At 59.4% G+C, this 13,407-nt stretch carries 14 protein-coding genes; 7 read left to right on the forward strand and 7 right to left on the reverse strand.

Annotated elements, in window-relative coordinates; all coding sequences use genetic code 11:
• Window positions 1-303: 303 nt before the first annotated feature.
• From GTP46_RS13365 to GTP46_RS13375, 3 genes are read left to right on the forward strand one after another with little or no spacing between them, the layout of a single operon-like run.
• Entirely contained in the window at window positions 304-651 is a 348-nt protein-coding gene (locus GTP46_RS13365; protein ID WP_161007125.1) for a toxin, read from the forward strand.
• Entirely contained in the window at window positions 648-848 is a 201-nt protein-coding gene (locus GTP46_RS13370; RefSeq protein WP_161007126.1) for a hypothetical protein, read from the forward strand. The genes GTP46_RS13365 and GTP46_RS13370 overlap by 4 nt, the downstream gene beginning before the upstream one ends.
• Window positions 821-1,387, forward strand: coding sequence for an NADPH-dependent FMN reductase (locus GTP46_RS13375; RefSeq protein ID WP_161007127.1), 567 nt, complete (start codon window positions 821-823; stop codon window positions 1,385-1,387). The genes GTP46_RS13370 and GTP46_RS13375 overlap by 28 nt, the downstream gene beginning before the upstream one ends.
• Here the strand turns inward: GTP46_RS13375 and GTP46_RS13380 are convergent, their stop codons facing one another.
• Entirely contained in the window at window positions 1,388-2,125 is a 738-nt protein-coding gene (locus tag GTP46_RS13380; RefSeq protein WP_229258927.1) for a hypothetical protein, read from the reverse strand.
• A 152-nt stretch (window positions 2,126-2,277) separates the two neighbouring features.
• Between GTP46_RS13380 and GTP46_RS13385 the strand changes: the two genes are divergently transcribed.
• The 3 genes from GTP46_RS13385 (at window position 2,278) to GTP46_RS13395 (ending at window position 7,158) form a co-directional block, all read left to right on the forward strand.
• Window positions 2,278-3,966 carry a M14 family zinc carboxypeptidase gene (locus GTP46_RS13385; protein WP_161007128.1) on the forward strand — a complete coding sequence of 563 codons (1,689 nt, stop codon included), beginning with the start codon at window positions 2,278-2,280 and terminating at the stop codon, window positions 3,964-3,966.
• A gap of 90 nt (window positions 3,967-4,056) precedes the next feature.
• Window positions 4,057-6,231, forward strand: coding sequence for an FUSC family protein (locus GTP46_RS13390; RefSeq protein ID WP_161007129.1), 2,175 nt, complete (start codon window positions 4,057-4,059; stop codon window positions 6,229-6,231).
• A 9-nt stretch (window positions 6,232-6,240) separates the two neighbouring features.
• Window positions 6,241-7,158 (forward strand): EamA family transporter, encoded by a 918-nt coding sequence (locus tag GTP46_RS13395; protein ID WP_161007130.1) that lies wholly within the window; start codon window positions 6,241-6,243, stop codon window positions 7,156-7,158.
• Here GTP46_RS13395 and GTP46_RS13400 read toward each other — a convergent pair whose 3' ends face one another.
• Window positions 7,159-8,505 carry a GGDEF domain-containing protein gene (locus GTP46_RS13400; RefSeq protein WP_161007131.1) on the reverse strand — a complete coding sequence of 449 codons (1,347 nt, stop codon included), beginning with the start codon at window positions 8,503-8,505 and terminating at the stop codon, window positions 7,159-7,161.
• 194 nt (window positions 8,506-8,699) lie between these two features.
• Between GTP46_RS13400 and GTP46_RS13405 the strand changes: the two genes are divergently transcribed.
• A complete protein-coding gene (locus GTP46_RS13405) occupies window positions 8,700-8,921 on the forward strand; it encodes a hypothetical protein (protein WP_161007132.1) in 222 nt (73 codons plus the stop codon).
• Window positions 8,922-9,132: 211 nt separating this feature from the next.
• Here the strand turns inward: GTP46_RS13405 and GTP46_RS13410 are convergent, their stop codons facing one another.
• The 5 genes from GTP46_RS13410 to GTP46_RS13430 form a co-directional block, all read right to left on the reverse strand.
• Window positions 9,133-10,593 (reverse strand): APC family permease, encoded by a 1,461-nt coding sequence (locus GTP46_RS13410; protein ID WP_161007133.1) that lies wholly within the window; start codon window positions 10,591-10,593, stop codon window positions 9,133-9,135.
• A gap of 334 nt (window positions 10,594-10,927) precedes the next feature.
• Window positions 10,928-11,323, reverse strand: a complete 396-nt coding sequence (locus tag GTP46_RS13415; RefSeq protein WP_161007134.1) for a type II toxin-antitoxin system VapC family toxin — start codon at window positions 11,321-11,323, stop codon at window positions 10,928-10,930.
• Window positions 11,320-11,565, reverse strand: a complete 246-nt coding sequence (locus GTP46_RS13420; RefSeq protein WP_161007135.1) for an AbrB/MazE/SpoVT family DNA-binding domain-containing protein — start codon at window positions 11,563-11,565, stop codon at window positions 11,320-11,322. Before GTP46_RS13420 ends, GTP46_RS13415 begins: the two co-directional genes overlap by 4 nt.
• Before the next feature lie 196 nt (window positions 11,566-11,761).
• Window positions 11,762-12,286 (reverse strand): EF-hand domain-containing protein, encoded by a 525-nt coding sequence (locus tag GTP46_RS13425; RefSeq protein WP_161007136.1) that lies wholly within the window; start codon window positions 12,284-12,286, stop codon window positions 11,762-11,764.
• A 102-nt stretch (window positions 12,287-12,388) separates the two neighbouring features.
• Entirely contained in the window at window positions 12,389-13,405 is a 1,017-nt protein-coding gene (locus tag GTP46_RS13430; RefSeq protein WP_161007137.1) for a succinylglutamate desuccinylase, read from the reverse strand.
• Between the last annotated feature and the right edge of the window lie 2 nt (window positions 13,406-13,407).

Below are 13,407 nucleotides of genomic sequence, written 5' to 3' on the forward strand. Positions count from 1 at the left end.
ATCTCCTGCAGTCCTCAACTACTCTAAATTTTTATCCATATTTTCCCATTCTGGTTTCCACGTTGAAGATTTAGTGTCTTTACTTACTGCGCAATGGACGGATTGAACTCAGAATATCTGATGAACTTTGCCACCGACAAGGGAAATTGCCTGTGTGCAGTCGCTATCTCAGCACTTAAAGAAGCCTATCCTTTATTTCTCTCCTGCTGTTGATGCAACCGTATTTGCCTGTCGCGATGCCTAGTTAAGATTGGAATTCGGACAAATCCAATTGCAAGCCGTCGTCAACAGGGACATACTCAAATGCACGCGGTCTTTTGGGAGCTGCCGTCGTTTGCTCGGCATCGTGAACGCTACCTCAATGATGATGAGTACCGGGTATTGCAAATCGAGATGATGAGCAATCCGACTGCCGGCGCTGTCATTCCCGGTAGCGGTGGTCTGCGCAAACTGCGGCACGTGCATGCGGCGAAGAGCAGAGGAAAGCGCGGTGGCATCCGCGTCATTTATTTCTGGCGCCTGTCTGAGCATGAGTTCTGGCTATTCGCCATCTATGGCAAAGACCAAGCAATGGATCTGACACCAGAGCAGTTACAGATTCTGCGCTGGAGGCTAAAAGCCGAACTAGGGCAGCGAGGAGTTGAGTCATGAGAAAGCGCAATCTGTTTGACGAATTAATGGAAGGGTTCGATGCAGTGGAGGCTGAACGCGAGGGCAAGGGGCGTATCAAGAAGGTGCGTGCTGAGCTCGCTGACGAATCCCCCGTGCAAGAAGAATCGGGTACATTAGCAGTTCCCTCAACCAGCCCGAAGGAGATGTCATGCCCGCGAAGAAAATCGCCGTTGTGATCGGCAGCTTGCGCAAGGATTCGATTAACCGGAAGTTCGCCCACGAAATCATCGCACTGGCGCCGCCGTCGCTGACGTTTGAAATCGTTGAAATCGGCGAGTTGGCCATCTATAACCAGGACCTGGAAGAGAACGGCGCGGTAGCGCCGCAGGCGTGGACGCAGTTCCGCCAGCGCATCAAGGACGTCGACGGTGTGCTGTTCTTCACGCCGGAATACAACCGTTCCACCCCAGCAGCGCTGAAGAACGCTATCGACGTCGGCTCCCGTCCTTACGGCGCCAGCGTGTGGAGCGGTAAGCCGGCTGCCATCGTCAGCGTGTCGCCTGGCGCGACTGGCGGCTTCGGCGCCAACCATCACCTGCGCCAGTCGATGGTGTTTCTCGACATGCCACTGCTGCAGCAACCGGAAGCCTACATCGGCGGCGCCGCCAACCTGCTCACCCCAGACGGCAAGATCAACAACGACGGCACCAAGCAGTTTCTGAAAAAATTCATCGACACTTATGCAGCATGGGTCGAGACCACAGGTAAAAAATAATCAGCGCTTGTCCGCCGTAAAGGCATAGCCGGCCGCCGTCAACACGGCCGGCACATCCTTCAGCGGCGCGCCGCGATTCAGCGCCAACAAGCGCGGTGCACCACGTGCCGGCACCAGGGCCAGGTCCGCCCCCGGCAAACGCTGCGCCAGCGCCGCCGCCTCATCTTCCGCGCAACTGACGTAGACGCGGTACGACGAGCGGCTGTTGCCCAGCTCCAGCATGAAGCCCGCCACGCCACGCGTACCCTGGGCACCGGCCATCGCCGTCACCCGCAGCTTGGTGTTGGCCTTGCGCAGGTCCAGCGTTTCCCATGCCGCCATCGGGTACAGCTGCATGCCCTTGGACGAGATGGTCTCGCCAGGCGCCAGCGGAACAATCGCTGGCCGCCCCGGTGGCTTCATCAAAGGCCCAAGGCCGAAGAAGTGCCCAGCAGTCGGTGGCGTCACCAACACCAGGTCGGCCTCCGGCCAGTTCCGTGCCTCCTCGTCGCTGTAAGACTGGGTATCGGCGTCCACTGTCAAGACACTCAGTCCCTGGAAGCGTACTAACGCCATGCCGCGCCCCGCTAGCTGCACCCTCCCGCGCGCCATGCCCTCGGTGCTACCGCCCTGGCTGCGCAACTCGATCACATAGCGCGGCCCGATCTGCGCCACACCCCAACTGCAGGCCAGCGCCAGCACCGCCACCACAACCACCGCCCGCACGCCATATCCCATGCTGCTCTCCTGGCTGATCATCACCCCGCCAGTAAAACACCATCCGCTTCGATTTTCCTTGAGGCAACACAAACCCTGTCCCTCAAGCGCTCAAAAAACGGGCACGATGATACAATTCTGCCGGGCTTATCCAGCCCAGCCTCCCTACAACACCCCCTGAGATCCAGACGACCATGCACCCAGAGATGCCGACGCCTTATGAAAAAGGCAATCAAAACCAGACCACCACGTGGAGCGAATGCATCGCCTTCTACGAAGCACTGGCGCAGCACTTCCCGCAAGTGCTGCGGTTTGAACAGATCGGCACCTCCGACGGTGGCATTCCCGTCCACGCTGGCGTCGTCAGCGCCGATGGCGTGCATGACCGCGCCCAGATCAAGGCTGAAGGCCGCACCGTCTTCTTCAACAACAACGGCATCCACCCCGGCGAACCCGAAGGCGTGGATGCCTGCATGGCCATCGTGCGCGATCTGTGCTTCGATCCCGCCAAGCTCGCTGCACTGGGCAAGACCGTGCTGCTGTTCGTCCCGCTGTACAACGTCGACGGCGCACTGAACCGCGCCAACACCTCGCGCGTGAACCAGGACGGCCCGGAGCAATTCGGCTTCCGTGGCAATAGCCGCCACCTCGACCTGAACCGCGACTTCGTCAAATGCGATACGCTCAACGCCCGCCTGTTCAATCAACTGCTGACCAGCTGGGATCCGGACGTGATGGTAGACACCCACACCTCCAACGGTGCCGACTATCCGTACACCATGACCCTGATCCACACGCAGGCGGACAAGCTGGGCTACGGCCTCGGCCCCTTCCTGCGCGAGACCATGCTACCGCACATTTACAAGGAGATGGATGCCAAAGGCTGGCCAACCTGCCCCTACGTCAATCCAGTGCAGGACACGCCGGACGACGGCATCGCCGAATTCCTTGAAGTGCCGCGCTTCTCGACCGGCTTCGCCGCCCTGCACCATGTGATCGGCTTCATGCCGGAGACGCACATGCTCAAGCCGTTCAAGGACCGCTACGATTCGATGCGCGCGCTGCTGGACGTGACCATGGCTTTCACCACCTCGCACGGCGAACAAATCAAGCAGCTGCGCGCCGACGCCAAAGAGCAGGCCGCCAACGCCACCGAATGGACCGTGGCATGGAAGATGGACGAATCCAATCCATCCACCTTCCGCTTCAAAGGCTATGAAGCAAAGCGCAGCCCTTCGCTGCTGGGCGACTATCAGCGCCTGTCCTACGACCGCAGCAAACCGTGGGAAAAGGACATCGCCTACTACAACAGCTTCGTGCCGGCAGCCACCGTGCGCGCACCGAAAGGCTACATCGTGCCGCAAGCGTGGCGCGAAGCCATCGAGCGCCTGCAATGGAACGGCGTCGACATGGCCCGCTTCGATGAAGCCTCCACCGTGGAAGCGCAGTACTATCACATCGCCTCCGTGACCTCGCGCCCGACCGCCTACGAAGGCCATATGTACCACGACGACGTGCAGCTGGAGGCGCGCACCGGCAGCTTCACCGTGCAGCCTGGCGACTACTTCATCCCGCTCAAGCAGGCCAACGCCCGCTACGCCGTCGAGACGCTGGAACCGCAAGGCCACGACTCATTCTTCCGCTGGGGCTTCTTCAACAGCGTACTGGAGAAAAAAGAGAACTTCTCCGACTACGTGTTCGAAGATCTGGCGCTGGAGATGCTGCAAACCGAACCTGAACTGAAAGCGAAGTTCGACGCATGGAAGGCCGCCAATCCGGCACTGCTGTCGGACCAGGAAGCAGTACTCGGCTTCATCTTCGCCAACGGCAAGCGCCACGAAGAACCTGAATGGCGCCGCTATCCGGTGCTGTCGGTCTTCTAAAAAAATTTAAGTAGTAGTTTCTGCGTTACTCATCATGCGCACCGTGGCGATCCTGCGGTGCGCATGCAAGCTGCCCACAAGGCCATAGCCATGCATTACGCACTCAATCTGCGAACCTTCTTCTATAGCCATTATTTTTATCTTGGCTTGCGTTTCGCCGCCGGTCTGGTGGGCGTGACGCTATTCACGCTTCAATTTGCCGGCATGGCCACCGCCATGACGGTCTGCATCGGCGCACTCTGCACCGCGCTGATGGACATGCCTAGTCCCCTGCGCCACAAGTTCAACGAGATGAGCGCCTCGGTGCTGCTGTGCGGCGCCGTCACGCTGCTGATCAGCCTATGCGCGCCCTATCACACGCTGCTCATGACGATGCTGGTGGTGATTAGCTTTGGCGCCTGCATGATGGTGGTCTACGGCCGCAAATCCATGCCGCTGCAACTGGCCACGCTGTTCATCATGACCATGTCGATGGAGCACTCGATGACAGTGCGCGAGTCCTTCGTCCATACCGGCTTGTTCACGCTGGGCGCGGTGGCATATCTCGCGTATGCGATGGGCATCTCGTGGATACTGCGCCACCGCATCAAGCAGCAGGTGCTGGCGGAGGCCTTGTTCGAGCTGGCGGCTTACATCGACATCAAGGCCGATTTCTACGACACGCGCTACAACCTCACCGAACAATTCAACAAACTGATTCGCCATCAAAGCCTGCTGGCCGACCGCCAGCAAGCATCGCGCGATTTGATCCTGCGTTCGCATAACAATGCCAAGGATGCGATTGTGGTACAGGTCCACGTCTGCATGCTGGATTTGTATGAGCTAATCCTGTCCACGCATACCGACTACGCGCAGCTGCGCGTGCACCTCGTCGATTCGCCGGTGCTGAAAACGCTGTACGACCTGGCCTACAAGGCGGCGCGCGATATCGAATCGGTGGCGTACGACGTTACGCGCAAGAAGGCCTCCTATCCGGAGATTACCTACGGTCCGGAGCTGGACGCCATCGAGGCAGAACTGGCGGCGATCCAGCAGCGTATCGCAGAAGGCAAGCCACAACAGGAAGCGCTGGCCGTGCTGCGCGCGCAGCGCAACAAGATCCGCGCCATCATCAAGATGATCGGCGAGCTGCATCAGGCTAGCCAGAAGGCCTACGACACCATGCCATTCTGGGCTGATGCCGACATGGGCCCGTTCCTGTCGCAGCAGAAGTACGAGTTCCGCATGATCCTCTCGCACCTGCGCATGGATTCGCCGATCTTCCGCTTCTCGCTGCGCGTGGCGATGGCGATTTCCGCCGGCCTGCTGATCGGCGCGTGGCTGCCGTATGCGGCGCACAGCTACTGGATCGTGCTGACCATTGTGATTATCCTGAAGCCGTCGTTCAGCATGACCAAGCAGCGCCGGCGCGACCGCATCGTCGGCACGGTGATCGGCTGCTTCATCACGGCGCTGATCCTCAAGTTCCTCAACTACCCATCGTTCATTCTCGGCGCGCTGGTGCTGTCCACCGTGGCCATGCCGACCTTCGTCTACCTGCGCTATCGCTACGCAGCGGTGGCGGTCAGCGTGATGATCCTGCTGCAGATGTATCTGCTCACGCCGGGCAACGAGAACCTGATCATGGAGCGCTTGATCGATACCATCGTTGGCGCGGTGGTGGCGACGGCGTTCAGCTTTGTGCTGGCGAGCTGGGAGTACCAGACCTTGCCACGCTTGGTGCGCGGCGTGCTGGATGTGAACCTGCGCTACATGCAGGCCAGCTTCGATCTGCTGCAAGGCAAAGGCAAGGACGATTTCGCGTATCGCATTGAACGCAAGCGCTTGATGGATTCTTTGGCCGCGCTCAGCTCCGCGCTGGTGCGCATGCTCGACGAGCCATCCAGCAAGCAGCGCGCGGTGGAGGACATCAACCTGTTCATCGTGCAGAACTACCTGCTGATGGCCCACGTGGCCGCGCTGCGCGCCATCCTGCGCCGCCATGTGAAAGAGCTGCCGGCAGAACCAGTGAACGCCATGCTGGCCGAGAGCCACGACCAGGTGGTGCAGATTCTCGAACACGCACTGGACCCGCATGCGGCGGAAGCGAGTGACGATGCGCTGATGTCGCCTTCCACGCTGCATGCGCAGGAAGCTGCTGCGGCAGCAGCGGCGCAAGTGTCTTGGTCCGGCTGGCCGCTGGTCCAGCGCCGCATTCGATTGCTGCAAGCGGACGCGGTAAAGATTATCGTCCACAGCGAAGCAATCGTGCGCGATGTGACGTAACATAGGCGGATGACTTCCAACTCATCCTCCTTCACCACCCGCGACCTGCTCTCTGCCCTGCTGGTCGTGATCATCTGGGGCACCAACTTCGTCGCAATGAAGGTCGGCTTGCGCAGCATGACGCCGTTTCAGCTGGGCGCCGCGCGCTACGTGTTCGCCATCCTGCCGCTGATCCTGTTCGTCAAGCCGCCCAAGCTGGCGCCGAAGTGGGTGATCGCGTATGGTCTGAGCCAGGGCGTGGGCCAGTTCGGCCTCCTGTTCCTGTCGCTGAAGGTAGGCATGTCCGCTTCGCTGGCATCGGTGATTCTGCAGACGCAGGTCTTCTTCACCGCCATCTTCGGCTACATGCTGCTGAAGGAACGCACCAGCCGCGCGCTGCTGGCCGGCCTTGCGCTGGCAGCAGTGGGCTTGGCCTGCTTTGCGGCGAGCTCCTTGCAGGCTGGCGCTGGCAGCGACATCACGCCCGCCGGCTTTGTGCTGTGCCTGACCGGCGCCGCCATGTGGGCCGTCTCCAATATCGTGGTGCGCAGCGCGCAGAAAGCGTCACCGGGCTTTGATGTGATCAGCTTTATTGTGTGGTGCGGCGCGGTGCCCATCGTGCCGTTCGTGCTGCTGTCGCTGGCGTTTGACGATCCGGCCACGCGCTGGCAATGGGTCGATGCGCCATTCAACGCATGGATCGCTATCGCCTACATCGGCTGGATGTCCACCATCCTCGGTTACGCAATGTGGACACGGCTGCTGAAGCGCCACCCGGTCAATCGCGTGGCGCCATTCAGCTTGGGCGTGCCGGTGGTCGGCATCACGTCCGGCATGCTGGCGTTGGGTGACGTCATCACCGGCTGGCAGTGGGCCGGCATCGGGCTGATTGTGGCGGCGCTGGTGTGCACTATGTTCGGCGGCCGCTGGCTGGACCGCCGCGCTTAATCAGGCCGCGAAGCACACCTGGTTGCGGCCTGCTTCCTTGGCACGATACAGCAGCGCGTCGGCCTTTTGCAGCATGGCTTCCGCCGTACCGGCTGCGAGATCGGCGTACACGCCCATGCTCATCGTGACCTTCAATTCCGGATGCACCTGATGCCACGGGAAGGATTCGATAATCCCGCGCAGCTTGTCGCATAGCGCGGCGGCTTGCGGCAGTTCGGTCTCAGGGAAAGCGATCACAAATTCCTCGCCGCCGTAGCGTGCTACCAGGTCGCTCAAGCGCATATGGCTGCGCAGGATTTCTCCCACTTGGCGCAGCACTACGTCGCCGGTTGCGTGCGAGAACTGGTCGTTGATCTTCTTGAAGTAATCGATATCGCCGATCACCACACTCAGTGGACGCTTGTGGCGCACGGCATGGCTGAACAAGCTGGTGGCCTGCTCGTCGAAGTGGCGACGGTTGTGCAACTTGGTCAACGCGTCGCGCACACTGAGCTCGCGCATTTGCTCCGCTTGCAGCAGGATGGTCTGGTGCGACTCTTGCAATTCATTGTGCGTGCGCGCCAGCTTCTCGCTCATGTCGTTGAAGGCGGCGGCCAGTTCGGCCACTTCGTCCTTGCCCTCAACCGGTACGCGTTGCAGCAGCGAGCCGCCGTGCATGGCGCGTACGGCGCTGGTCAGGTGGCCGAGCGTGTGGCCAAGGCTGCGGCCGAGCAGCAGGCCGAGCGCCAGTGCCAGCACCGCCGCGCCACTCACGCCGAACCACAGCGCATCGCGCATGGCGTCCAGGTATTGGAGTTCCTGCTTGCTCGGCGTGATGACGCCTTCCGGTGAAACGTAAGCCACCGCGCGGCCATCGACGGTGACCGGGCGCGCATCCTTGCGCGCCGCTTCGGGCAGCGCTTCGCCATGATGATAGACGCCGCCGCCCAGCACTACCTTGAAATCCTGATCGGCGAGAATGAAGCGGTACGGCGGCTCGCCACGTCGGCCCGGCGGCGGCGGACGACGCTCGCCATCGCCCTCGCCGCGCTGCGGGCCGCGATCATCATCGCGCGGCGGTGGCGGGCGGCGCTCTTCACCCTGCGCACTGTCCGACAGCTGCGGTGGACCAGCGCGTTCGCGCGACTGCATGAATTCGTCGAAACCCTCCTTGCCCGGGCTAGCCTGCCAGCTGCCGTACTTTTGCAGATAGGCCGTAGCGGTCGAGTAGAAATGTTCCATGGCCTGCTCGCGCCGGATCATGTCCACCTTGCGGGTCATGCCGGTGTAGGCCAAACCGCCCACCATCGCCACCGCTGCCAATCCGGTCAACAACAAAGCCAGCATGAATTTCGTGCGCAAGGACATTCCAACCCCGTCAGATTATTGCAATTTGGACAGCAATGATACCTGAATTCCACTGCCACACGGCAATGCTTTTTCATAGGGCAAAAACAGAGTTATACGACTAACTTATGGCTCGTATCACAAATCAAAAGTTTATTTATTACTGAAGCAGGCGCATACTGCAACGCATCAAACGAATATTTATGGAGCTTCTGATGAGCGCAACGACCTACAACACCTTTGCTGAGACTGGCTACTTCGCCAATATTGCTACCGCCGCGCGTCAACTGTTCGCCGCTGTGTTCGCTGTACAGCCGGTTGTGTCGCAGCGCAACAAAGAAGAAACCATCTGGTGGCTCAACAGCCTGGCGAATGACTGCGAACTGCACTCGCCTAGCCTGTCCGCCGAACTGCGTTACTTCGCTTCCCGCGGTTAATCGAATCGTCGAATCTACTTTTAGGAGAACACTATGCTGACCATCATCGAAAACCTGCCTGCTGCAATCGCCCTGTCCGGCCTGGTGCTGCGCCTCTACCTCGGCGGCAAACCAGAAACCAAAGCAGAGTAAGCTGCCAAGTTACTGAGCAAAACGGCAAAAAGCCCCGGCACGCGCAAGCGCGGCCGGGGCTTTTTTAATGTTGATGCTGTTAGTTCAGGCGCGAGTTACGCAGACCGTAGAAGAAGTAGGTCAGAATCGCCGCACTCATCCAGATCACGAACACGGTGTAAGTCGTCATCGACAAACCGAACATCAGATATAAGCAAGCCGCAATACTCAGGCCCGGCACGAAGTAAGGACCGCCCGGCACGCGGAAGCCCTTCACCGCCGACACGCCCTCTTTGCGGCGCATCACCGGCACCGCCAGCGACACCACGATAAACGCCGTCAGCGTACCCATGCTGACCATATCCCAAAGGAAAGTCGCATCCACGAAGCCGGCCACCAAGCCGACCACGACGCACACGATCAGCGTGTTCTGCACCGGCGAACCAGTGCGCGGGCTAACCTTGCGGAAGGCAGGCGAAATCAGGCCATCCTTGGAAATCGCGTACAGGATGCGGGTCTGGCCGTAGATGGTCACCAGCGTCACCGAGAACACCGAAATCACGGCGCCTGCTGCCAGTACCAGCGCAGGCCAGGTCTGGCCGGTGACGTTTTGCAGGATCACGGCAAGGCCGGCTTCCTGGCCAGCGAATTTTGCCGCCGGCTGCGCACCCATCGCTGCCACCGCCACCAGCATGTAGAACACCGTCACGATGCCCAGCGCCGACAAGATACCGATCGGCACGTTGCGGGTTGGATTGCGCACTTCTTCACCGGCGGTGGCCACAGTGTCCAGGCCGATGAAGGAAAAGAACACAGTGGCCGCAGCAGCCGTCACACCGGCCATGCCGGTGATGTGGGTGCCGCCGTCCGGGCTGAAGAAAGGATGGAAATTGTTTATATCAAATCCGCTGAACGCGATCACCACGAAGAAAATCAGGATCGCCAGTTTAATCAGCACCATGATGGCGTTGGTGGTGGCCGACTCTTTGGCGCCGCGGATCAACAGCAGGCAGCACAGGCAGACCAGGATCACCGGCGGCAGATTCATGTGGCCGGCGTGGATCTCGATGCCGTGCGCAGTGGACACAATCATCGGCGAGCGCAACAGCTCGGGGATGTGCCAGCCGAAGGCGTTGTTAAGGAAGTTATTCAAATAATCAGACCAGCCAATCGCGGTGGCGCTGGCGGCCAAGCCGTACTCCAGCAGCAAGCAGGCGGCCATGATGAAGGCCAGGAACTCGCCGACGGTGGCGTAAGCGAACGAATACGAGGAACCGGAAGCTGGAATGCGGAACGATAATTCGGCGTAGCACAGCGCGGTCAAACCGGCGGTGATGGCAGCGATCAGGAACGACAGGATCACGGACGGGCCAGCCTTCGGAACGGCCTCCACCATCGTGAAGAAAATACCGGTGCCGATGGTGGCGCCGACGCCAATCATCGTCAGGGGAAACAGGCCAATGGAGCGGTGCAGGCCGTTGCTGCTGCTTGAAGCTTGTTCGGTGTTTTTATTGTCGACCGGCTTGGTACGGGTCAGTTTCTGGACCAGCGTTTGGTTCACAGGCAGTTCCTTGTGGGATATGGATGTTCGGGCAAAAACACAGCGATTATAGGGCTTTCCGTGCCACGCCCCTACAGGTATTTTGTGCCAGAAATGCAACCCCAACTGCCGTCGCGTTACAAGTGCTTACTTTTGATACAGCACCATGTATAGATTGGAAACTAGGCGCAGGTTACTCTTGAGGCAAGTGTTACCTATAGCCAAGAAGGAGCCCAGCCATGCCGATCAAAAAAATCCCCACCGTCTCTCGCCGCTTCCATCCCGCCGCCGTCACCGGCGCGGCAGTGATGCTGCTCGGCTTGGCTATCACCCTCACCGCGCTGATCGTTCGCGGCTAACCGATATAGAACGCGCCTGGCAGCCTGGCTGCCTTGCGGTCAAACGTCGCAGTGCGCGAGCAGCCGGCATTCTTTGCGATGCCGATAATCAGGCAGTCCGCCAAATCCACCGACGACACTTTAAACTGCCGAAGAGCCTGCAAGACCTGCGCAGTTTTTTCCACTTTCAACTCCGGCATATTCACGAGCTGAACCAGTACGGCGTGGAGCTCACCTCGGTCGAGCTGAAAGCCATAGCTCAAAGCCCAAACAAGTTCGGCAACTACAACGAGACTGACAAATCCTTGCTCGGTTCGTGAAAGTGAATTTATTAGCCTCCCCGCCTTAGCTGATTGACGGATATCGTCTTGCATGAAATACCTGAGCAACACGTTGGTATCCAGTCCAATCATTTATTGGCCCTTACTGCCCGCTTCGCAGCGATTTCCAACAAATCTTCAACAGAACAGTCCAGGTCATACTTAGACAATATGCCCTTGAGTTCAGTAATTGATCGATTCTTGACTATCATTAAGACTTGACCTTCCTCATACTTCAAAAGCTCAATACGATCGCCATACTTGAGGCCAAGTGCTTTCTGTATGGAGCGCGGCAGCTTAATCGTCCCGTCAGTCGCAAAAGTTGTCATAGCCATGATACCTCCTCTACTTGTGTCGCTCCACGATAGGCTGATGCTGAAAAAATTCAAGCGAGCACAAGCGCACAATTGAGGATGATCAATCCATCAGAGAGTGAAAAAGCTAAAGCATCCATGTTTACGCACTACTTGACAAAGCTCCCACTGGAATCCGATAGCGCGCGAAATCAAACGGGCCGCGCAAAGAGTTGAATCAGGCCAAAGCGTCGATATTGTTGCCGAGGCTGGAGGTGCTGCTGGTGGCGGCGGATTTGGCGGCTTGAGCACGGTCGTAGACTAGCTGCTCTTGCTCGGTGACGGTGCCGTCTTCGTTTTTGTCGGCAGCTGCGTAGGTCTTGCTTGAGCTGCTGGAGCTCACTGCGCTGGCGCCACTGCTGCCGCCACCTTGCGGTGCACCGCCGCCCTGCGCGCCGCCGGCGCCAGCGGCTCCGCCTTGTGGGCGTGGCGGTTTGAAGTCGCCGCTCTTGATGGCGCTTTCCAAATCATCTTTGGTAATCGAACCGGTACCCTGTTTGTCGATTGCGTTGTACTGCTTGGTCGCGTCGTCGGCCGAGACGCCTTTAGATTCAAGGCCTTTGACAAATTCGTCTTTGGTGACCGAACCATCGGAATCGGTATCCATGTCACTGAAGACTTTGGACGCGAGACGTGCTGCGTGTTTCGATGGATCGAACGAGGTTGCGGTGGTGCTGGTAGTGCTGCTGATTGCAGTGGTCATGGCTCTTACTCCGTGGTTAAGGACAATGCTGCTCCTATTAACGAAAGAATCCATGTATCTATGAGCCCACCAAGTGTAAAGGCGGGTAAAGATCAAAACCGATCAGCCGACGCGCACCACCATCAAGCCCGCACGCAAGCCAACACGCACATCAGGATTCGGGAATACCACCAACTCTTCCGGAAACTGCACGGTATAAACCGTATCGCCATCGCGCGCGATTTCCTCCCCTTGCTTCATGGCCGTGAAGTTGTGCGTCTCTTTGCCAAAGGCCATTTTGAACTGGTCGCTCAACTTGATGATCTGGCGCGCAGTGTTGAAGATGTGCGGCCGCTGCGTACCTGCGCGCTGCGGTGCACCGCGCAGCAAATCATCCAGCGCTTGCGATGCATCCTTGAACTGCGCCAGGTCGTTCTGCCCCAGCGTGCCAATGCGTCCCAGTTCAATCGTGGTCCCCGCCGCAGCGTGATGCTCGGACGAGTAGTAGCTATAAGTACCCACCGACGCAGGATTCATGATGATCGCGCCAATGCCAGCGAGGCCCAGCCAATCAATCAATGCGCCACGCGCCTGGTCGGGAATCAGCTCCGACACGATGGCGAAGGTTGGGTAGACCGATGGGCGGATTGCGGTGTGCAGATCGAGGTGCCAGCGCACCGGGCCTGCGTCCTTGAAGAAGTCAGTGGTGGCCGAGATCATCACGTCGGCGCGTGCGGCTTCCACGGTGCCTTCCAGCGTGCCGCGCTGTTCGCGGAACATGCGGTTCAGGTCTGCATCGATGAAACGCTTGCCGGCGCGGATGGCGCTGATGCTGCCAACGCACAGCATTAAGTCCACCGCCAGCTCGCGCGGCTGGTGTGACAGAGCGTCCAGCAGATAAGCCACCACTTCAATCGGGCCGGTCTCGTCGCCATGTACGCCAACGGAGACCAGTACCGCCGGCCGCGCCGCATCGTGCGCAGCGCCAGCAGCCTTGATCGTGATGATGCCGTCCGCCGGCTCGGCGACCGTGAATCCGGCCGCCGTGAAACGCTGCGCGACGGCGCTGAAGTCCGCCTCCGCCAGCGCGCGTACGGCTGGCGGCAACTGCTGCGGCAATGCTGCTGGTGAATCACTCATCG

Origin of the sequence: Duganella flavida, assembly GCF_009857445.1 — a bacterium.
GTDB lineage: Bacteria > Pseudomonadota > Gammaproteobacteria > Burkholderiales > Burkholderiaceae_D > Rugamonas > Rugamonas flavida.